21 protein-coding genes are annotated in these 19,003 nt (G+C 72.4%); 11 read left to right on the forward strand and 10 right to left on the reverse strand.

What is annotated here, in order from left to right; genetic code table 11:
- Window positions 1-122: 122 nt before the first annotated feature.
- Genes V1258_RS12730 through V1258_RS12740 form a run of 3 tightly spaced genes read right to left on the reverse strand, consistent with a single transcriptional unit; the run spans window position 123 to window position 3,085 of the window.
- The gene (locus V1258_RS12730) at window positions 123-713 is read right to left on the reverse strand and encodes a rhodanese-like domain-containing protein (protein WP_329750035.1); all 591 of its coding nucleotides are present in this window, start codon (window positions 711-713) and stop codon (window positions 123-125) included.
- Window positions 710-2,152, reverse strand: coding sequence for an MBL fold metallo-hydrolase (locus V1258_RS12735; protein WP_329750036.1), 1,443 nt, complete (start codon window positions 2,150-2,152; stop codon window positions 710-712). Before V1258_RS12735 ends, V1258_RS12730 begins: the two co-directional genes overlap by 4 nt.
- 54 nt (window positions 2,153-2,206) lie before the next feature.
- Entirely contained in the window at window positions 2,207-3,085 is an 879-nt protein-coding gene (locus V1258_RS12740) for a sulfite exporter TauE/SafE family protein (protein WP_329750037.1), read from the reverse strand.
- 139 nt (window positions 3,086-3,224) lie between these two features.
- On the opposite strand from V1258_RS12740, the gene V1258_RS12745 reads away from it, so the two are divergent.
- A complete protein-coding gene (locus V1258_RS12745) occupies window positions 3,225-3,482 on the forward strand; it encodes a metal-sensitive transcriptional regulator (protein ID WP_329750038.1) in 258 nt (85 codons plus the stop codon).
- A gap of 56 nt (window positions 3,483-3,538) precedes the next feature.
- Here V1258_RS12745 and V1258_RS12750 read toward each other — a convergent pair whose 3' ends face one another.
- Complete coding sequence (locus V1258_RS12750; protein ID WP_329750039.1) at window positions 3,539-3,817, reverse strand: hypothetical protein; 279 nt, start codon at window positions 3,815-3,817, stop codon at window positions 3,539-3,541.
- A 104-nt stretch (window positions 3,818-3,921) separates the two neighbouring features.
- Here V1258_RS12750 and V1258_RS12755 point away from each other — a divergent pair, with 104 nt between their 5' ends.
- Window positions 3,922-4,569 (forward strand): hypothetical protein, encoded by a 648-nt coding sequence (locus tag V1258_RS12755; protein ID WP_329750040.1) that lies wholly within the window; start codon window positions 3,922-3,924, stop codon window positions 4,567-4,569.
- 50 nt (window positions 4,570-4,619) lie between these two features.
- Here V1258_RS12755 and V1258_RS12760 read toward each other — a convergent pair whose 3' ends face one another.
- Together V1258_RS12760 and V1258_RS12765 are read right to left on the reverse strand one after the other, a co-directional pair.
- Entirely contained in the window at window positions 4,620-4,745 is a 126-nt protein-coding gene (locus tag V1258_RS12760; RefSeq protein WP_329750041.1) for a hypothetical protein, read from the reverse strand.
- 160 nt (window positions 4,746-4,905) lie between these two features.
- Entirely contained in the window at window positions 4,906-5,256 is a 351-nt protein-coding gene (locus tag V1258_RS12765) for a hypothetical protein (protein WP_329750042.1), read from the reverse strand.
- A gap of 80 nt (window positions 5,257-5,336) precedes the next feature.
- Between V1258_RS12765 and V1258_RS12770 the strand changes: the two genes are divergently transcribed.
- The gene (locus V1258_RS12770; protein WP_329750043.1) at window positions 5,337-5,999 is read left to right on the forward strand and encodes a CPBP family intramembrane glutamic endopeptidase; all 663 of its coding nucleotides are present in this window, start codon (window positions 5,337-5,339) and stop codon (window positions 5,997-5,999) included.
- A gap of 329 nt (window positions 6,000-6,328) precedes the next feature.
- Here the strand turns inward: V1258_RS12770 and V1258_RS12775 are convergent, their stop codons facing one another.
- On the reverse strand, window positions 6,329-8,899 hold the full coding sequence (locus V1258_RS12775; protein WP_329750044.1) for an AAA family ATPase: 2,571 nt from the start codon (window positions 8,897-8,899) through the stop codon (window positions 6,329-6,331).
- Window positions 8,824-9,666 carry a 3'-5' exonuclease gene (locus tag V1258_RS12780; RefSeq protein WP_329750045.1) on the reverse strand — a complete coding sequence of 281 codons (843 nt, stop codon included), beginning with the start codon at window positions 9,664-9,666 and terminating at the stop codon, window positions 8,824-8,826. Before V1258_RS12780 ends, V1258_RS12775 begins: the two co-directional genes overlap by 76 nt.
- A gap of 155 nt (window positions 9,667-9,821) precedes the next feature.
- Here V1258_RS12780 and V1258_RS12785 point away from each other — a divergent pair, with 155 nt between their 5' ends.
- From V1258_RS12785 to V1258_RS12805, 5 genes are all read left to right on the forward strand, one after another.
- Window positions 9,822-10,199 carry a PH domain-containing protein gene (locus V1258_RS12785; RefSeq protein WP_329750046.1) on the forward strand — a complete coding sequence of 126 codons (378 nt, stop codon included), beginning with the start codon at window positions 9,822-9,824 and terminating at the stop codon, window positions 10,197-10,199.
- 262 nt (window positions 10,200-10,461) lie between these two features.
- Window positions 10,462-11,538, forward strand: a complete 1,077-nt coding sequence (locus V1258_RS12790; protein WP_329750047.1) for a helix-turn-helix domain-containing protein — start codon at window positions 10,462-10,464, stop codon at window positions 11,536-11,538.
- Window positions 11,539-11,633: 95 nt separating this feature from the next.
- The gene (locus V1258_RS12795) at window positions 11,634-11,924 is read left to right on the forward strand and encodes a hypothetical protein (protein WP_329750048.1); all 291 of its coding nucleotides are present in this window, start codon (window positions 11,634-11,636) and stop codon (window positions 11,922-11,924) included.
- A gap of 101 nt (window positions 11,925-12,025) precedes the next feature.
- Window positions 12,026-12,478: a hypothetical protein gene (locus V1258_RS12800; RefSeq protein ID WP_329750049.1), complete on the forward strand. Its 453-nt coding sequence runs from the start codon at window positions 12,026-12,028 to the stop codon at window positions 12,476-12,478.
- Window positions 12,479-12,751: 273 nt separating this feature from the next.
- Window positions 12,752-14,425, forward strand: a complete 1,674-nt coding sequence (locus tag V1258_RS12805) for an ABC-ATPase domain-containing protein (RefSeq protein ID WP_329750050.1) — start codon at window positions 12,752-12,754, stop codon at window positions 14,423-14,425.
- A gap of 3 nt (window positions 14,426-14,428) precedes the next feature.
- On the opposite strand, the gene V1258_RS12810 is transcribed toward V1258_RS12805, so the two are convergent.
- Window positions 14,429-15,841, reverse strand: coding sequence for an FAD-binding oxidoreductase (locus V1258_RS12810; RefSeq protein ID WP_329750051.1), 1,413 nt, complete (start codon window positions 15,839-15,841; stop codon window positions 14,429-14,431).
- A 299-nt stretch (window positions 15,842-16,140) separates the two neighbouring features.
- Here V1258_RS12810 and V1258_RS12815 point away from each other — a divergent pair, with 299 nt between their 5' ends.
- The 3 genes from V1258_RS12815 to V1258_RS12825 all read left to right on the forward strand — a co-directional run bounded on the left by V1258_RS12815 (window position 16,141) and on the right by V1258_RS12825 (window position 18,435).
- Window positions 16,141-16,791: a VOC family protein gene (locus V1258_RS12815; RefSeq protein ID WP_329750052.1), complete on the forward strand. Its 651-nt coding sequence runs from the start codon at window positions 16,141-16,143 to the stop codon at window positions 16,789-16,791.
- Between the two features lie 98 nt (window positions 16,792-16,889).
- The gene (locus tag V1258_RS12820) at window positions 16,890-17,495 is read left to right on the forward strand and encodes a Dps family protein (protein WP_442878627.1); all 606 of its coding nucleotides are present in this window, start codon (window positions 16,890-16,892) and stop codon (window positions 17,493-17,495) included.
- Between the two features lie 55 nt (window positions 17,496-17,550).
- Window positions 17,551-18,435 (forward strand): hypothetical protein, encoded by an 885-nt coding sequence (locus V1258_RS12825; RefSeq protein ID WP_329750053.1) that lies wholly within the window; start codon window positions 17,551-17,553, stop codon window positions 18,433-18,435.
- Between the two features lie 129 nt (window positions 18,436-18,564).
- Here the strand turns inward: V1258_RS12825 and V1258_RS12830 are convergent, their stop codons facing one another.
- Entirely contained in the window at window positions 18,565-18,765 is a 201-nt protein-coding gene (locus V1258_RS12830) for a CsbD family protein (protein ID WP_126985003.1), read from the reverse strand.
- Between the last annotated feature and the right edge of the window lie 238 nt (window positions 18,766-19,003).

Raw genomic sequence — 19,003 nt, forward strand, 5'->3', positions numbered from 1 at the left:
TGAGAGATGAGAGAAGAGAGGGGTGTGAGCGGGGTGCGGGGCACGGTCCGGCGCGCCCCGCGGGGGTGGGGGGTAGGCCGCCCGGCAGAGGAGCTGCGGGCTCCGACGCAGGGCGGGTGGCCTCAGCGAGCCGCGACGCCGCCGGGCACCAGGGCGGTCTCGACGGTGGGGGAGTCGGCCGTGCGGTTCCACGGCATCCTGGCGAGCAGCGCGGCCATGGCGCAGGTGTCGCTGAGCGCCGAGTAGGTGAGCCCGGCGCCGATCGCGCCGGCGAACAGTCCTAGCCGGGGGTGGATCAGCTGCCCGGCCACGGTGCCCGCAAGCACCAGGGTGCCAGCGGTCATCCGCACCTGGCGGTCCATAGCCCAGCGCCCGCCGCTGCGGTTCACGCCGCCTACGGCGTCCTGGTAGGCGGCGATGCCGCCGTCGAGCACGTCGATGCCCTCCAGGCCGGACTGCAGCAGCGCTTTGCAGGCCTTCCCGGCACGGGCACCGGAGCGGCACACCAGCACCACGTGCTCGCCCATGCGGCCAGCGAGCGTGTCGGTGTGGGCGGTGAGCAGGTCCAGTGGCACGTTGTACGAGCCGGGGATGTGCACGGCCTCGAACTCGCCCGGGGTGCGCACGTCGATCACCATCAGCTCGGGGTCCGTGCTGAGCCGGTGGGCGAGCTCGGCAGGGGTGACGGTGCGGGTGGTGGCGGTGGCGGTCATCGGGCGTCCTCTCCGGTGGTCTGCAGGGCGTGCTGGGCGGCGGCCCACTGGGACCAGCCGTTGTAGCTGCCCTCCAGCTCGACCACGTCGTAGCCGGCGCGGCGCAGCGCGGCCGCGGCCACGGAGTTGCGCAGACCGGACTGGCAGAAGGTGATCAGGCGGCCGGCGTCCTTCGCGGGCAGGTCGCCGGGGTGGAACAGCACCTTGCCGGCGGAGAGCTGGTCGGCGTCGTCCACCGTGCCGGCGGCGTGCTCGGTGCGGGTGCGCACGTCCAGAAGGTTCGCGGTCGGCTCCTGCTCGCGCAGCGCGGCGAGGTCCGCCGGGGCCACGGTGGCAGGGGCGGTCAGCTCCAGCCCGTCCAGGGTGGGGGTGTAGCCGGTGAGCGCGTCCACGCCCACCCGCACGAAGTGGTCGCCGTAGGCGGCGGCGGTGGAGGCGTCGGGCGCGAGCACCACCAGCTGGGCGTCGTCGGCCTCGGGGTCGAAGGCCCAGCCGATGTGGGTGGCGGCCTTGTCGAGGGACGGGATGGACAGCGCACCGGGCACGGTGCCGGTGTGCACCTCCGCCACGGGACGGGTGTCCACCAGGGCGAGGGAGCCGTCGGCGAGGCCGCCGGATAGCGCCTGGGGGGAGACCTCGCGCGGGGCGGGGCGCTTGCCCAGCAGGGCGGGGCCGTCGGTGTTCTGCCGCTTCATGCGGGCGAAGTAGGCGTGGGCGTCGGGCTGGCCGTCCAGCAGCTCGTCGATGAAGCCCTGCTCGTCGTCGTTCTCCAGGAACGGGCCCCACCAGGCGAACTTCCGCTCGTAGCCCACCGTGGTGGAGGGCAGCGCGCCCAGCGCCTTGCCGCAGGCGGAGCCTGCGCCGTGGCCGGGGTACACCTGCACGTGATCGGGGAGGGTGAGGAAGGCGCTCTTCAGGGAGGCGAACAGCTGCTTCGCCCCGGCGAAGCGCGTGTCCTGCATGCCCACGGCCTCGTCGAGGAGGTCCGGGCGGCCCAGATCCCCGGAGAATACGAAGTCGCCGGTCAGGAAGTAGCCGGGCTCGTCCGCGAAGGCGCCGTCGGTGACGAGGTAGCTGAGGTGCTCGGGGGTGTGGCCCGGGGTGTGGCGGGCGGTGACGGTGATGTTGCCCAGCTGGATCGTCGCGCCGTCGTGCAGGCGCTCCGCCTCGAAGCCGTACTGCCAGTCCTCGCCGCCCTCGCCGGAGACGTACGCCGTGGCGCCGGTGGCGGCGGCGAGCTCGCGGGTGCCGGAGAGGAAGTCGGCGTGGATGTGGGTCTCGGTCACGGCCGTGATCGTCATGCCGTGGTGGGCGGCGAGGTCGAGGTAGACCTGGATGTCGCGCCGCGGATCGACCACCAGCGCTTCCTTCTGTGCTTGACAGCCGAGGAAGTACCCGGCCTGGGACAGGTCCTCGTCATAGATCCGTTCGAGAAGCATCGTTCCTCCAGTAGGTGTGCGGGATGGCCAGCGGATGGGATACCCCCGAGGGTATCAGGTACCCCGGGGGGTATGCGAGGCGGGCCGGGCGGTGCGCAGCGGACAGGACGACACCAGCACCCAGCATCCGGCGGCGAGCAGGGCGAGAAGCGCCACGACTCCGCCGACGACGGCGCCCGGGAGCTCCTGCACGAGGACGAGGGCCCCCATGGTGAGGACGAACACCCCGAAGCCCGTGCGCAGTGCCCGTTCGGGGAGATGGCCTGCCGCTCGCGCGCCGAGCAGGGAGCCGAGCGCGGCCGCCAGCGTCACCCCGCCCACCAGGGCCCAGTCCAGCGAGACGGAGGTGAGATAACCGGCGAGGCCTGCGAATGACTTCATTGCGATGACCACCAGCGACGTGCCCACGGCGACCGGCATCGGCAGTCCGGCCAGCAGCACCAGCGCGGGCACCACCAGGAAGCCGCCGCCCGCGCCGACGAGCCCGGTCACCAGGCCCACCGCGAGCCCCTCGAGCACGATCCTGCTCGCGGACGGCTCCCGGGCCGGTCCCTCCTCCGCGGGCGCGCCCCGTCGGCCCCGGAGCATCGCGACCGACGTCGCGATCATCATCAGTGCGAACGCGACCATCAGCACTGTGCTCGGGATGTGTCCGCCGAGGAGCCCGCCCAGGAAGGCCCCGGTCATCCCGGCGGCCCCGAAGGTCACGCCGGTGCGCCACTGCACCCGGCCGGCGCGGGCGTAGCTGACGGCGCCGACGGCCGAGGTCACGCCGACCACGACGAGCGAGGCGGCGATCGCCTCCTTGGCCGGAAGCCCCGCCACGTAGGCGAGGATCGGCACCGTCAGGATCGAGCCCCCGCCGCCGAGCAGACCCAGGGAGACTCCGATGAGTACGGCCAGCAGCAGGGTGAGCGCGAGGGTGGGTGTCACGAGGGGCCTTTCGAGAGGTGGGTCGGAGGCTCGCGGCGCGTCCGCCTCCGTCGCCAAGTCTTCCACATACCCCAGGGGGTATGCAAGACACCCCGGGGGGTATAATCTGGGGTGTGTGGACCGACCCGAGGAGAGCGCCATGGACCTGAACCCCGATGACATGACCCCTGTGGTCAACCGCCTCAAGCGCGCCCAGGGGCAGCTCGCGGCCGTCACCCGGATGATCGAGGAGGGCAAGGACTGCAAGGCCGTCGTCACGCAGCTTTCCGCCGTCTCCAAGGCGCTGGACCGCGCCGGCTTCGCGATCATCGCCAGCGGCATGGAGCAGTGCATGACCAGCCCGGAGGCGGACCTGGACCGCAAGGAGCTCGAGAAGCTGTTCCTCACGCTCGCGTGAGAGGCGGGGCGTGCCAGTGACCACGGACGTCGTCGTCTTGCCCCGGAGGGTAGCGGTCAGTCGACCGGCAGTGCCTCGTACTCCGCGTCGGTCACCGGCTCGAGCCACTCGGTGCGCACGCCCTCGCCGGGCGTGATGAGGGCGAGGTGCGAGAACCACGAGCCGGCCTTCGCGACGTGCCAGTTGTTGCGGCAGCCCGGTTCGAAGGTCACCCTGCTGACGGTGACGGCGCCGCGCGTGAGCGGGGCCAGGAAGGACCGCCCGGTGAGGTGCTGGGCGAAGGCGTCGTTCGGCTCCCCGACGGGGAAGGGCTGGGTGAAGGTCTGATCCGTCATGGGGTCAGCCAACTTCCGTCGGCCGTCCGCGAACCGGGCCCCGGCAGGGCACCCCGGACTCGCTCCGCCCTACTGACCCCACCATCGAGACGAGGGGAGCGGTCTTGACCATCACGTGGCACGGGGTGCTCGACCCCGACGTCCTGAACGACGCTCTTGTCGACCACTCCGCCCGCCTCGCGGACGCCGCGAAGGCGGGCCGCTGGGACACGGTCCTGGACCTCGTCGAGGACAGCACCTGGGGCGACGCGAATCAGTGGCGGATCGACGGCCGCTCCTGGTTCGCCCCGCTGCACCAGGTGGCATGGCTCGGCGCCCCGGCGGACGTCGCGGAACGGCTGCTCCGCGCCAGCGCGTGGCGGTCGCTGCGCACAGCCGACGGTGATCGGCCGATCGACCTCGCTCGTCGGCGCGGACACCACCACCTGCTCGAGACGCTCGGCGTGCGCGACCTCAGCACGAGCGACCAGCGTCGTCATGCGGCCTGGGACGCGCACCTCGAGGACCTGATCGCGGAGCGCACCCGGAGGCTCGACCCGGTCCGCTTCCGACCGGTGCCCACCGAGCTGCTGGTCGTGGAGCAGATGGAGACCCTGTGGGTCCCGTACCCCGGGATGTACGGCGGATTCAGCCTGTCCGTCCATCGCGGCCGGCTCGTCGTGGAGAGCTGGAGCCGCGTGGCGGGCGGCTCGGGTCAGGCCCACGTCATCACCGAGAGCGGGTGCGTGCTGGTCGAGGAGGGCTTCGTCTGATCCGTCGGCCGCGGAGATGACGACACCGCGACGTCGGGGTTCCTGTCCCGCTACCTGTCCGCGCTCATGCACCGCCCGTACATCCGCCAGATCTCGTCCTCGAGCTCGCGGACGAGGGCTCGGGCCCGGGCGTCCGCGGCGATCCGCAGGTACTGCTCGTCCTCGACGATCCTCACCAGGGTGTAGAGGTCGGCTCCGGCGTCGAACGAGGACTTCGTCTGTTTGCGGAGCTCTGTGAGCCAGGTCCGATAGACCTCCGCCGGAGGTCCTCGTCATGCGCCGGAGAGTAACCGTCGTGATGACGGGCCGGAGCCGGATGCCGGGAGCAGCCCTCCCTCACTCCTCCTCGTCCTCGTCGCTCTCCACGTTCCACCAGGCGCCGCAGTCCTCGCACGTCCGGTCGCTGAAGACCAGGAGGCATCCCTGCCACTGCACCCACGGCGGATCCTCCTCGTCGAGGCGCGGGTCCGGGCCTCCGAGCGGATGGTGGATCACCTGGCCCGATCCGCACACGGGAAAGGTGACCGTCGGGGCGGGGATGACGGAGAGCCACGATCCCACCGCCGTGACCAGGGCCTGGGGCATCACCGGGACCGGGAACCCGGGCCGATCCTGGTCCGTGAGCTCGAGGACCTTCTGGACGAGCTGCGGATAGGCGATGACCTCGCTCCCGCCGATGTCGTACACGCCGTGGGTGCTGTGTGCCGGCGCTCTCGAGCAAGACCGGACTCGCCCTGTCGCGGCGAGCGGCCTCGTACGCTACGCGCATGAGCCCCGATCGTCCCGCCTCCCGTCCCGGCGCGTGGTGGGTGGTCGGCCTCGCCGTCGTGGTGGCTGCGCCGCTCCTGGCCGCGTCGCTGCGCGCCGAGGGCGAGGGGCCGGGGACCGTCGCCGGCTGGGCACTGGGAATCGCGCTGACCTGGACCGTCGGCGGACTGCTGATCATGCGGCTGGCACCTTCGGATCTCGCCGGCCGGGCCCCGGGGCGCGCACCGAAGGTCGCGGTGGCCGCCGCAGGCGTCGGCCTGGCCGCGGCCTCGCTGGCAGGCGGTCTGGTCCTGGCCGGTATCCCGACCACTGCCCCGTGGGTGGCAGGTCCCGTCGCCGCAGCGACCGACGGGCGGTGGGGTGTGCTCGCGGTCGCGCTGGTGGCGGGCGCCGCTGAAGAGGTGTTCTTCCGCGGCGCGCTGCCTCGGCTGCTCACCGGCCCGGCCCGCTGGGTGGTCCCCACCGCGGTGTACGTCCTCGTCACGCTGTGCACCGGCAGCCCTGCTCTCGCGGTGATGGCCCTCCTGCTGGGACCGGTGGCGATGTGGGCCCGCGAGACCTCCGGCTCACTCGCCGGGGCGCTCTTCGTCCACGCCCTCTGGACGCTCACCATGGTGGGACTGTTCCCCGCCGTCATCGTCCGTGTCGGCGTCGTGGGCTGAGGCGTCCAGCTGCTCGAGCCGAGCGAGTCGATCCGCGGCCTGACGGCGGCGCTCGTCCTCGGGGCGCTCCCACCATGCGGGGCCCCGCTCTCCGAGACCTTCCTTCGCGAGCTGGACGCGGTCTCGAGCTGAGCGGACGCTCGCCGGGTCGTCGTCGCGGCCGGCGCGCCCGACCTGGGAGCGGGCTCTGCCCAGATGGCTCTTCAGCGCCCGGACCACGTCGGCCTCCAGCGCCGGGTCCGTGCGTCGCCATCTCCGTCCCCGGATGACCAGAAAACGGTCGTCGCCGTCCGTATCGTCCACGCCAGGCCTCGCCTCGTCGCTGCGGTTCATCCCACCCACTCCAGGAACTCCTCCGCCGTCAGCACGGGCTTCTCCCACCTCGCGGCGTTCTTCGCCTTGGTCGACTGAGAGCCGGCTTCGGCGACGACGAGCACGTCGGTCCGGGTCTTGGTGAGGGTCGGGACGGGGACGAGGCCGCGCGCCTCGGCCATGGCGTGCAGCTCCGCCTTCTCGAGGAATCCGTGCCGGGGTGAGTGGACGGTGCCGGAGAAGCAGACCTTCGCGCCCGGCACGAGCACGTCGGCCGCGCTGATCGGGCCTGTCGCCTCGAAGCCCGCGGGCAGGACCCGCACCCCGAAGTGCTCTTCCACTGCGTGCAGCCGCTCGATCACCTCCGCGTCCGGCGCGGGCACGCGCGCGAAGGTGCGCTCGAGCAGGCGTGCGAGCACGGCGGCGGAGTCGTCCTCGGCGCCGAGGCTCCCGCCGACGAGGAAGCCCGTCGGCGCGCTCGTCCCCTCCGCGCCCGTGGTGCGAGCGAGCAGATAGCCGTGCCCGGTGACGGCCTGGCGGAACGTGTCCCCGGTCCCGACCAGCTCCTCCCCGGCAGACCGCATTCGCGTGACCGCATCGCGCACGGCCCGGGCGCGCTCGAGCGCCGTCGGCGCCGATGCGCGGCGGCGCTCGTCGGCCGTGAGCAGCCGGGACGGCACGTCGAGCCCGAGCGGCACCTGTTCGACGATCCCGTTGCGCTTGAGCTCGAAGTCGACCTGCGCGAGTTGGGTGTCCACGCCGACGCCGACGGGCACCCGGCCCGCGAGCAGCGCGCCGAGCGCCGGCCACGCCTCCGCCAGCAGCGGGGCGAGCAGGACGTCGCGCGTGGTCAGGCAGAACTCGTCCCGCGCGGAGAACAGGTCGCTGGTGGGGTTGATGACCGTGGAGACCTCGTCCCCGTCGTCGGTGACCACCGCGATCTCCACCGGCCGCGGCCGCCATCGGTCCCCGGTCGTGCCCACCGTGAGGACCGACAGATACGCCTCGCCGAGCGACGACGCGCTCCCCGCCCCGCTGGACAGATACCGCCGCACCCGCTGATCGGTCTTCAGGTCCCGCGGCAGCACCTCGCGCTTCAGCACCAGGCCCTCGAGGCTCGTGCACCGCGACAGCGCGACGTACAGCTGCCCGTTCGCGAAGGTGCCGCCGGTGAGGTCCACGACCACGCGCTCCAGGGTCTGGCCCTGCGACTTGTGGATCGTGATCGCCCAGGCCAGCTTCATCGGCAGCTGCGTGAACGTGCCGACCACCCGGTGCACGAGCGACCCGCCCTCGACGCCCGGACGCGTGATCTCCCAGGTGTGCTCGCGCACCTGCTCCGTGCGGCCGTCGCGCAGCAGCACGGTGATCACCGGCCCGTCGGCATCCGAGGCGATCTCCGTGATGCGCCCCAGCGTGCCGTTCACCCAGCGATCCAGAGGATCGTTCGTGAGCAGCATGATCTGCGCGCCGACAGCGATCCGCAGCGCCTCGTCGGTCGGCTTCTCGAAGCCGTCGGTGTCCCCGGTGACGTGCGCCCGGAAGGTGCGCTCCGGGCTCGGGAGGCGCTCGAGCATCTGCCGGTTCCGGGCACCGACGATCCGGTTGGTCGTCGCGAGGGTCAGCCAGAACTCGTCGAGGTCCGGCTCGAAGTCCGGGTCCGTCCGACGGTTCAGCTCGGCCCGCGCCTCCTCGAGGAGGTTGCCCTCCCGCACCGCGTTCAGCAGGTCCACGAGATGGTCATCGCCCTGCTGGCGGAAGACCGTCGACAGCTCGACGACCGGGAACGTCTCCTCGTCGAAGGAGCGGGCGGAGAAGAAGAACGGCGTGCCGTAGCGCTCCTCGATCCAGCCCGCCTCGTGATCGGTCACCACCGGCGGCAGCTGGTACAGGTCGCCGACGAGCACCAGCTGCACCCCGCCGAAGGGCGTGCCGGGCCGCGGCCCGAACCGCTCGAGCGCCGCAGCGAGCGCATCGAAGAGGTCCGCCCGCACCATCGACGCCTCGTCGATGATCAGCGTGTCCAGCTCCTTCAGCGCGCTCGCGAACCGCGACGGGTAGTAGGAGCCGCCACGCACGTGCTCCTCGCTCACCCCGAGCGGGAAGGAGAACAGGCGGTGGATCGTGTACCCGTCCACGTTCAGCGCCGCGATGCCGGTGGGAGCGACCGTGATCGTGGAGCGGTCGGTCTGCTCGAGATAGTGCCTGATCAGCGTCGACTTGCCGGTGCCGGCCTTGCCCGTGAGGAACAGGTGGTGCCCGGCATGGAGGTGCTCGAGCGCGGCGGCGAACTCGTCGGTGATGACGAGCGGGGCCGTGGTGCCGCCGACGGCCCGCGGGCGATTAGGGCCAGGTTCTGAACCGCTTCCGGCCCGAATCCGGCTCAGAACCTGGCCCGGCTGCGGAGTGGGCGTGGGCGACGGTGCGGCAACAGGTGCCGGTGCTGGCGGCTCCTCCGCTTCGGTCGCCGCCAGCCCCTTCGCCGCACAGTACTGCGCGACCAGCTCGGCCTTCAGCCGCCCCCGGTCGCCGACGGGAATGCCCTGCTCCCGCGCCCACACCCGGATCGCGGTGGGGGAGAGGTCCACCCCGTCGCGCGGCTGCTCCGGCGACGGGACCTCCGGGGCCGCGTCCGGCTCGGGCGCCGACGGTGCGGGCGTCCCTTGTTCGGGCCCCGTCTCCGGCGACGGCACCGACGGGCCCGCCGTCGGCGCGACGCCCGGCCCGTCGGCCATGCTCCGCAGCGCTCGCGAGGCGGTGAGCGGGGCGTCGTAGCCCGTCTGCCGGTCCATCGCGAGATACCGCTCGAGCAGCCCCGCGCCGCATAGGCGTCGCCGAGCGCGGAGTGCGCCTGCTGATGCGGCACCCCGAGAGCCGCGCAGCACTCCGCGAGCGTGCGCCGCGACAGCTGCGGGAGGTAGACGGTGCTGCCCTGCAGCGTGCAGTAGCTGCCGATCCGCGGCATCGGCAGACCGGCCCGCTCGAGCTCCGCCCGCAGGAAGCCGAGGTCGAACTCGGCGTTGTGCGCGACGACCACGAGGCCCTGCAGTGCGCTGCCGATCGTGAGGGCGAGGTCCGCGAAACGGGGCGCGTGGGCGACGTCGGCATCGGTGATGCCGTGGATGTGCGTGGCGCGCACCAGGCCGTCCGGGTGGAGGCGCGTCACCCACTGGTCGATCGGGCGGCCCTGCTCGTCCGCGCGCAGGATCGCGAGCTCGAGGATCCGGTCCCGCGCGGGGTCCAGGCCCGTGGTCTCGACGTCGATCACCGCGAAGCGCGGCGGCCCGGGGGCCGGGGCGGGGGAGTCGCTGACGACGTCCGAGGTGCGGCCGCGAAGGCGATCGAGCAGTCCCACGACGGTCCTCTCCGGGCAGGGGCGGTGATCAGCCGATCATCGCAGGAGCGGGGGACATCGGAGGCATGGTCCGCGTCGTCCGTGGGCGCCTGCCCCTATCGTTCCTCTCATCACCGCGGCGCACGCGCGCCGCCCGAGAGCTGGAGGACTCTGAGTTGGACGCATCCGTTTCTGCCATCACGTCGTGGACCTTCGTCGAGGAGTGCCCGATCCCGGAGGACGTCACGGCGCTGCTCGTGCCCGAAGAGCGCGCGATCGCGGCGTACAAGACGTTCCGCGACTCCGCCGTGTTCACGACGAAGCGGCTGATCGTGCGCGACGCCCAGGGGCTCCGCGGCAAGAAGGTCGAGATCTACTCGCTGCCCTACTCCTCGATCAACATGTGGTCCTCGGAGAACGCCGGCACACTCGACGTCAACGCCGAGATCGAGCTGTGGACGCGGGCGGGACAGATCAAGATCTCCGTCGGCCGGCACATCGACGTGCGCCGGCTCGACCTCCTCATCGCGAACGCGGTGCTGCGCTCGCACTGACCCGCGGCGGGACGGTCGGTGGGTCGAGGCCCGGCTCGCCGCCCGTCGAAGGGAACGCCGTCGCTGGCGCGAGAGCTGCTGGGAGTGGTCGAGGTCGAGCGCACCAGGGGTTCCGGGGAGACGTACACCGTCATCGAGCACTCGGCGCAGGTGCAGGAGCTTCTTCTGGCGCTGTACCGGGACGGGAACCTCTGACCCCCCCCCGCGTGACCACGTCCACTTAGCGATTGGGATAATCCCAATCGGGGCGTACGGTAGAGGCATGACGACGATCGGCGGCCGTGTCGGTGCGGCGATGCACGGCGCAGGGATGCAGCAGAAGGAGCTCGCCCAGCGCGTCGGGATGACTCCCGACGCGCTCTCCCGTGCGCTCCGCGACCAGCGAGGCTTCGCTGCTGTCGAGCTCGCCGCCATCGCAGAGGTGCTGGATGCGGACGTGCACGAGCTGATCACCGGGGCGCCGGATCCTCATCGCCTTGTGCTCGCCGCGCGCCATTCCTTCGACCACGACACGGGGGCGCGCAGCGTCGCCGGCCTCGACGAGGACCACTCCCCGCTCGCCGACGTGCGGCTCGCCTACGCGCAAATCTCGCCGGTGCGAGCGCCTCTCGAGCTCCCGTCGGACGTCGAGGGGATCCGGCGCCTTCTCCATCCCGATTTCGTGCGGCCGTTCGTCGATCGTCTGGCGGAGATCGAGGTCGATGTGGTCCGGATCGACGGCCCCAGCACCGCCTATTCGTTCCTCGTCGAGGAGCGGCCGGTCATTCTGCTGCCTGAGAGCGGCAACTGGTTCCACGAGAACTGGTCGCTCGCCCATGAGCTGGGACATCTCGCGCTCAGGCACGAGGGCGTCGTCCCGGGCACCGCGCTCGCCGATGTGAAGGAGCGTGAGGCGAACGCCTTCGCCGCCGAGCTGCTGCTGCCTGCCGTCACACTGCAGCAGATCGACTGGGCAGAAATCCGTCCTGCAGAGGTCGCCGAGCTCGTCTGGACCTGGGGCATCTCCACCGGTGCTCTGTCACGGAGGCTGAAGAAGCTGGAGCTCACCCCGTCGGCCGAGGTTGCCGAGGTCCTGACGTGGAGCACGCAGAAGCTGCTGCGCCGACATTGGACCAGGGCGAAGGTCGGCGATCCCATCACCCGGCGCATGCGGGACGCGGGGGAGCGACGCTTCCCGACCTGGCTCCAGGAGGCGCACCTCGAGCAGATCGCGGAGGGTGCTGTCGGCAAGGGGACGCTCGCGTGGATGCTCGGCGTCCCCGTGACGTCCCTCGAGGTGGACGAACCGGCGGCCGCCGAGGAGCTCTCCGACGACGCGCTCGCCGAGCTGATCGGCTGATCACCGGTGACCGACGCGCCCCTGCTGTTCTTCCACGACACGTCGGTCCTCGTGAACTTCCATCGCCCAGGGCGATCCGACAGCTCCGCCGCCAGATGGCATCGCCGGGAGACCACCCCCAACAGCATCTGGGCGAGGCCGAGTCGATCACGCTCATCCAGAAACGGAGGCTCCGCGCGGTATTCGTGACGGACGACCGCGCGGCCATGTCCTGGGCGAAGCCGATCGAGTGCGTCGGAACATGGCGTCTGCTCCGTCTGGCTCGCAGGAGGGGCCTCGTCACGATGGAAGAGGCGAAGGCGCTCTGGCAGGAGTTCGTCGGCGCGGGCGGGACGCCACCGTCGACGATCCGTACGCTGAGTCAGTTCGTCGCCACGTACGAGTGACCACGAGCGATGCGCGGCGTTTGTACAGCCCGTCGCCGGCCTCCCGGATCCCGTCGGGCCCACGCCGTATCGTGACGCTGTACTCGACGAGGGGAGCAGCGATGGCGGCGAAGAAGAGCGCACAGGTGGAGACCAAGGGCGGCGGGCTGAAGATGGCGATCTCCTTCCTCGGCATGGCCACGCCGTTCGTGATCCGGCTGGTTCAGATGCTGAGGGACAACCCCGAGGTCTGGGACTACGTGAAGGAGCAGCTCGAGAAGCTGATGCGCCACGACAAGGCCACGCCCGAGGCGATGCTTGCGACGCTCGATGCCCTCCGCGAGCAGGTCACGCTGCTGACCGAGTCGGCCGATGACGAGCAGGAGGCCGCGAAGGCGGCCGCTTGGTCCGCGAAGCTCGACTCCGCCTCGCGCGCTGCGCAGCTCCTGGCCGCTCCGGGCTCGACCGCCAAGCAGCGCAAGACCCTGAAGAAGCAGATCGACTCGCTGCGCCAGGACATCTTCGCCGCCTACGTCACCGAACTCGACGAGGACGCCAAGTCCGCGAAGAAGTGACGGCCCCCGGGCCGGAGACGCAGCCGTCTCGAGAGGCAGCAGCGTCCCGGTCTCCTCGTGCACCAAATTCCCGCACAGGAACGGGAAGTTCAGGGTGCGCTGATAGTCCGTGAGCTGCTCGAACTCGCTGCGGAGGAACAGGTCGCCGCCGTCGAGGACGAGCACGTTCTCCTCCTCGGCCCGGACCTGGTCGGTGAGCGTCGAGTACGTCGCGACGTTGTTCTCGTGACGACGGCCGTCGGCGGGGCATGCGCACCCCTAGCATGGCCGGCGATGACCTCCGACTCCGCCCGCCTCTCCCAGCTCCTCGCCTCGCTCGACGGCCGCGGCTACGGCTCCTACAAGCAGCTGCGCGGCAGTTACGACTTGGGATCGTGCCGTCTCATGATCGACCATGTGCAGGCCGACCCCTTCGCGCCGCCGTCGCTGATGCGCCTGGTCGTGGACCGGGCCGCGGCGGGCTTCCCGGAGGACCTGCTGGCCGACCGGCGCGGACGCGTCGCGACCTCCGACTTCCTGGCGCGGGCGCTCACCGAGGCCGCCTCGCACAGCGGGGAGCGGGTCGACGTCGGCGCCCCGGGCCAGGAGGTGCTCGAGCGCACCACCATCGCCTTCACCGAGGACGGGATCGAGGCGCGCCTCGCGGCCGAGCTGCCCGCCTCCGGCCGCCGCATCCAGGGCCGACGCGCTGCGCGCCTGCTCACCGAGGACCTGCCCCGGATCGCCGAGGCCGTCCTGTTCCACGCCCGCCACGACGCCGAGGCGCTGCGCGCCCATGTCGCCCTCCACCGCGACCAGGAAGCGCTGCGCGACCGGCTCGCCGGGCGGGGGCTCGTCGCCCTCGTCGGCGACGGTGCGATCCTGCCCCGCCGCTCCGGAGACTCCGACCTGCCGCTCACCGAGGGCGCGATCCCCTTCGAGAGCCCGGCCTCGCTGCGCGTCGAGATCGATCTGCCCAGCGGCCGACGGGTCACCGGGATGGGCATCCCCGAGGGGGTGACCGTCATCGTCGGCGGCGGCTTCCACGGCAAGTCCACGCTGCTGCGCGCCCTCGAGCGCGGCATCCACCCGCACCGCGGCGGCGACGGCCGCGAGTGGGTGATCACCCGGGCCGATGCCGCGGCGATCCGCGCCGAGGACGGCCGTGCCGTGACCGGCGTCGACATCTCCCCGTTCATCAGCGGGCTGCCCTCAGGTATCGACACCCGCTCCTTCACCACCGCGAACGCCTCGGGCTCCACCTCGCAGGCGGCCTCCCTCGTCGAGGCGATCGATGCCGGCGCCTCGGCGCTGCTGATCGACGAGGACACCTCCGCCACGAACTTCATGCTCCGCGATGCGCGGATGCGCGCGCTGATCCCCGCCGGCCGCGAGCCGATCACCCCGTTCGTGGATCGCGTCCGCCCCCTGCTCACCGAGCGCGGGGTCTCCACCCTGCTGGTCGCGGGCGGCTCCGGCGCCTTCTTCGACGTCGCCGACCACGTGATCGCGATGGACTCCTACGTCCCCCGCGACGTCACCGCCGAGGCCCGCGCCCTCGCCGAGGAGGCACCGCGCGCGACCGGTCCGGTGTTCACCGCGCCGCGGCCCCGGATCCCGAACCCGGGCTCCCTCCGCCCGGCGGGCGCCCGCAAGCCCGCCTCCGCCCGCGGCCGCACGACGATCCGGCTCGGCCGCGAGCACCTCGACCTCTCCGCCGTCTCCCAGCTGCTCGACCCTGCGCAGACCCAGGCCGTCGCCCACGCCCTGGACCGCCTCGCGGACCTGCTCGCCCAAGACAGCCCGCTCCCGCTCGAGGACGCGGTCCAGCTGCTCGTCGACCGGATCGAGAACAGCGGCCTCGAGACCCTCTCGCCCCACCGCGGCCATCCCGGCCATCTCGCCCGGCCGCGCGCGCTCGAGATCCACGCCGCAGTGAACCGGTGGCGGGGGCTGCGGATCTCCTGACCGCTACGGCGCCACGTTGAGGGTGCGGCGGAACATGTTCCCCGGGTCGTAGACCTGCTTGATGCGCTGCAGGCGCCGGTAGGTCTCCGCCCCGTACGCCTCGCGGGTCACCTCGGGCACGGGCCGGGTCCGCTCGATGGAGCGGAAGTTGACGTACTCGCCGCGCTCCCGCAGCCGGGCGAGCTCGGCTGCGGCCCGCTCGGCGAAGGCGCGGAAGCGGGCGTCCTCCCCGGGGTCCTGCCAGGCGAGATGGATCGAGACCATGAGCCGCCCGCCGCGGTGCGGGAAGGCGGTCGCGCCCTCCGGCACGCGGGCGAACGCCCCGCCGAGCAGGTGCAGTTCCAGGCTCGCGCCAGGCCCGGGCAGCGCCTCGGCGACTGCGGCGAGAGCGTCGAGCACCTCCTCGTCCAGGCGGCGGAAGCTCGCGTTGCGCCAGATCCCGCGCGCCCCGGTCGGCACCGCCTCGCTGCGCGCGCCCTGCCAGGCCTCCCAGCTGACCGGCCCGCTGATCTCGCGGTCCGGAGGCAGCGCGCGGCGCAGCGCGCCGATCAGCGCCTCGCCGCGGGCGTGGTCCTCGTCGATCCAGACGCTGTGGATCGCCAGCCACGGAGCGTCCTCGAACCCGTCCCCGGGTGGCGGCGAGGCGATCGAGACCACCGCGGCGAGCTCGTCGGGCAGGTCGCGGCTCCAGCGCTCGAAGGCGCCGAGCGCGCGCCGCCACTGCGCTCGCCGGTAGTACAGGCTCACTCCGAGCACCGTCTCCGGCATCGGCACGGCCCGGTAGGTGAACGCGGTGACCACGCCGAAGTTCCCGCCCCCGCCGCGCAGGGCCCAGAACAGGTCCCGATGCTCCTCCTCGCTCGCGCGCACCCGTCGGCCGTCGGCGAGGAGCACGTCGGCGGCCTCGAGCCGGTCCAGGCTGAGCCCGGCCTTTCGCGACAGCCAGCCCACCCCGCCGCCGAGGGTCATCCCGGCGATGCCGGGGGAGGGGACGGTGCCCAGCGGCACGGCGAGCCGGTGCGGCGCAGTCGCGGCGTCGACGTCCCCGACCCGCGCCCCGGGCGCGGCCGTGACCAGGTGCGTCGCGGGGTCGACGGTGACCTCCCGCAGCGCGCCGAGATCCAGCACGATCCCGTCGTCGACGGTGCCGAGCCCCGCGACGGAGTGCCCGCCGCCGCGCACCGCGAGCGGCAGCCCCGTCTCCCGCACCGCCTCCAGCACGGGCAGCACGTCGTCCACCGTCGCGGCGCGCACCACCAGGTAGGGGAAGCGGTCCTCGCGCCCGTTCCACACGGCCCGCGCCGCGTCATAGTCCGGATGGCCGGGCTCCACGACCTCGCCCGCGACCCGGTCGCGCAGCCGGTCCAGGGCCGCGCGTGCCTCCGGGATCGGATCCTCGCCCGTCTTCCATGTCATGGCCTGGCGACCTCCTGGAATGGTGGGCGAACGGAGCGCCCATGACCAAGGAAGGGTGCCGGGACGCATTGCCCGGGCGCCCTCCGCGGACTGTGCCTGACCAGCGGGCGGGCGGCCCGTCGGCAGACGGGTGGAGCTGATCTCGACGGTACTGCGCGGCGAGGGGGAGGGCAACGGGCCCCGCTCGTGGTGCCCGGACACGTCGACGCCTATGACCGCGCCGACGCGGCCGATGCTCCTCCCGTCCGCACGAGGTGGCAGGCTGGGCACACCCGCCCCACCCCGGGCGAAGGAGCATCATGTCCGTCCCCCACCTGCTCGACCACATCGTCATCGCCGGCCCCGACCTCGCCGAGACCGTCGAGTGGTTCCGCGAGCTCACCGGCGTCACCCCCGCACCCGGCGGCAGCCACCCCACCGGCACCGCGAACGCCCTGGTCGCCCTCACCGTCGGCGGCGAGCGACGCCCGCACTACCTCGAGCTGATCGGCCCCGACCCGGAGCGCGCGGGGGAGGAGCTGCCGAAGACCTTCAGCATCAACCGGCTGAAGCGCCCCACCCTGATCACCTACGCCGTGCACCCCGAGGGCATCGACCAGGTCGCCGAGCGCTCCCGCGCCTCCGGCGTCGATCCCGGCCCCGTCGAGGACCTCTCCCGCACCGCGGCCGACGGCGAGCTCCTGCAGTGGCGGCTCACGCAGGCCCGCGCCCCGCGCAACTACGGCGTGCCCTTCCTCATCGACTGGGGCACCACCGAGCAGCCCGGCCTCACCGACCTGCCCACGATCGAGCTGGTCTCCTTCGAGCGCGTCGAGGTGAAGCCGGAGCCGCTGCAGAAGGCGCTGGCCGCGCTCGACCTCGGCGACGGCGTCGCTCCGGTCCACGAGGGTCCCGGCTCCCGCTTCGTGCTGCAGCTGCGCACCGAGGACTGGCGCGAGATCGAGATCTGAGACGGTCGACGGCCGCCCCGGCATCGTCCCGCCGCGGGTGCGTGCCGCACGTGGTCAGGTGATGGCGTGTGGCGTACCGCTACGCCCATATAGGCGTACTGGTACGCCATACGCCAGTACTCGACCATGGCTCGCGGACCGGGGGCGAGGACCGGGGGCGAGGAACGGGCCTCGAGGCCCAGGGTGCGAGGCGCCGGGCTCGCAGCCGCGGCCACGAGCCGAGGCGCGCGGCACCGGAAGCACAGGCACGCGGCTCGGAAGCATGGGGCCGGGCCTGCACGGCACTCCTGGTCGACCTCACGGCCCTGCACCTGGTGGGCAAGCAGGCGCACTGGAACATCGTGGGCCCGAACTTCCGCGATCTGCATCTGAACCTCGACGAGGTGGTCGCCATCGCCCGGGCGAGCGCCGACGACGTCGCCGAGCGCATGCGTGCCCTCCACGCCGCGCCCGATGCCCGTCCGGCGGTGGTCGCCGAGCAGAGCACGCTGCCCGAGTTCCCCCAGGGCGAGGTGCTCACGCACGATGCGATCGACCTCGTGACCGCGTCCATCGAGGGGACCGTGGGCACGATGCGCTCGGTCCACGACGAGGTGGACGAGGCGGACCCCACCTCCGCGGACATCCTGCACGGGATCATCGAGAAGCTCGAGCAGCAGGTCTGGTTCATCAGCGCGGAGACCCGCACCCCGAAGGAGCGCTGACCCCTCGCGTTCCCGGCGGTCGCCTCCGGCACGGCGCGCCGTCATCATGGACGTCATGAGGGAGACGTACAGCTCGCGAGACGACCACCCCGACCCCGTCGACCTGTCGGTCGTCTTCTCCGCCGCCCCGGCACCGGAGGCCGAGGATTCCGCGCCCGCCGGCGCCGCCGCGCGCACCGGCTGGCCCTGGTTCCTCCCCCAGGACGGGCTGCGACACGAGGACCTGGTCCATGCGGTGGACCAGGACCCGCGGGACGCGGCCGAATCCCTCGCGCGGATCCCCCTGGTGCGCAGGGCCGCGACGCTGCTCGAGCTCATCGGCCCCGGCCGTCCGCTCACCTCGACGGGCGAGCTCGACCCGGCCGATGTGCGCGCGCTCGCCGTGGCCATGGACCTCGACCTCGACGAGCAGGAGCCGGTCTCGATGCGCGAGATCGGGGCGATCGTCGGCCCCTGGAACTCCCTGATCGCCGGGAAGTGGCTCAGAGTGAGCGGCGGCGAGGTCGTGCCGGGAGAGGGGATGGTGCCCGCGGCGGCGCGGTCCGAGGATCCGGTGGCCTTCGTCCGCTTCGCCCGCGCCGTGATCGTGCTGCTGGTCCTTGAGAGCCTTCGACAGGGCGGTGAGGAGGGTGGGCTGTTCGGCGGCTCGGACACCTTCACCGCCCTGCTGCACACGGTCGCGCCCGGCGGGCTCCTGCTCCCGGCGACGATCCGCATCGCCCTCGATCAGGGCCTGGTGCCGGCCGATCCCGCCGGCGACCCGGACATGGACGAGATCAACCGGTACTGGCAGGTGGAGCGCGACCTCGGCACGCTCGCCGCCTACGGGCTGCTGCAGCGGGAGCCGCTCCCGGACGGGCAGGCGGTCCGGTATCTCGGCACCGTCGAGGTGCTGGTCGAGGCGTACGGCGCGCTGGAGATGCTCGAGGATCCTGCCTGAGCGTCGCCGTGGCCGTGAGCCCCGTGGCTCCGCGCGGCGGTGACGCCGGAACGCGCGACGAGGGCGGCCCCACCCGATGGAGCCGCCCTCATCGACGGAGACGTGCCTCGGGCCTCGGCCCGGCGGCGATCAGTCCTTCTTGTCCAGGCCGTTCAGCGCGCCCTTGACGGTGTCGCGGGCGTCCTGGAGCTTGTCCTTCGCGTCGGCCTTGCCCTGCTGGGCCTGGCCCTCGGCCTGGGTCTCCTTGTCGCCGGTCAGCTTGCCGAGGCCCTCCTTGGCTTGGCCGCCCAGCTTGTCCTTGCTGTTCTCGAACTTCTCGTCGGTGCTCATTGCGGACCACCTCGGTCGAGTGGACGCACGGCTCCCGTGCGATGCCCCGAGCCTACGCGCCGACCCTGCACGCCGTCCGACCCTCCGGTCGAACGGCTTGGCCTCACTTCTCCGCCTCGACTCCCGGGATGGCGCGGGCGCCGGAGACGTGTAGGGTCCCTCCCATGCAGAAGCGTTGGCAGTTCTATGCGATGTCGGCTCCGGAGGGGCCGGTCGCCGCGTAGCGCCAACCCTCTCC

Source organism: Brachybacterium sp. J153 (assembly GCF_036311905.1).
Classification (GTDB): domain Bacteria; phylum Actinomycetota; class Actinomycetes; order Actinomycetales; family Dermabacteraceae; genus Brachybacterium.

What these genes read in the sequence shown, in the direction of transcription:
- V1258_RS12730 (WP_329750035.1), bottom strand. Translation starts at nt 713, where the DNA reads ATGACCGCCACCGCCACCACCCGCACCGTCACCCCTGCCGAGCTCGCC.
- V1258_RS12810 (WP_329750051.1), bottom strand. Translation starts at nt 15,841, where the DNA reads ATGACATGGAAGACGGGCGAGGATCCGATCCCGGAGGCACGCGCGGCC.
- V1258_RS12770 (WP_329750043.1), top strand. Translation starts at nt 5,337, where the DNA reads ATGAGCCCCGATCGTCCCGCCTCCCGTCCCGGCGCGTGGTGGGTGGTC.
- V1258_RS12750 (WP_329750039.1), bottom strand. Translation starts at nt 3,817, where the DNA reads ATGACGGATCAGACCTTCACCCAGCCCTTCCCCGTCGGGGAGCCGAAC.
- V1258_RS12790 (WP_329750047.1), top strand. Translation starts at nt 10,462, where the DNA reads ATGACGACGATCGGCGGCCGTGTCGGTGCGGCGATGCACGGCGCAGGG.
- V1258_RS12805 (WP_329750050.1), top strand. Translation starts at nt 12,752, where the DNA reads ATGACCTCCGACTCCGCCCGCCTCTCCCAGCTCCTCGCCTCGCTCGAC.
- V1258_RS12745 (WP_329750038.1), top strand. Translation starts at nt 3,225, where the DNA reads ATGGACCTGAACCCCGATGACATGACCCCTGTGGTCAACCGCCTCAAG.
- V1258_RS12825 (WP_329750053.1), top strand. Translation starts at nt 17,551, where the DNA reads ATGAGGGAGACGTACAGCTCGCGAGACGACCACCCCGACCCCGTCGAC.
- V1258_RS12830 (WP_126985003.1), bottom strand. Translation starts at nt 18,765, where the DNA reads ATGAGCACCGACGAGAAGTTCGAGAACAGCAAGGACAAGCTGGGCGGC.
- V1258_RS12735 (WP_329750036.1), bottom strand. Translation starts at nt 2,152, where the DNA reads ATGCTTCTCGAACGGATCTATGACGAGGACCTGTCCCAGGCCGGGTAC.
- V1258_RS12795 (WP_329750048.1), top strand. Translation starts at nt 11,634, where the DNA reads ATGGCATCGCCGGGAGACCACCCCCAACAGCATCTGGGCGAGGCCGAG.
- V1258_RS12800 (WP_329750049.1), top strand. Translation starts at nt 12,026, where the DNA reads ATGGCGGCGAAGAAGAGCGCACAGGTGGAGACCAAGGGCGGCGGGCTG.
- V1258_RS12815 (WP_329750052.1), top strand. Translation starts at nt 16,141, where the DNA reads ATGTCCGTCCCCCACCTGCTCGACCACATCGTCATCGCCGGCCCCGAC.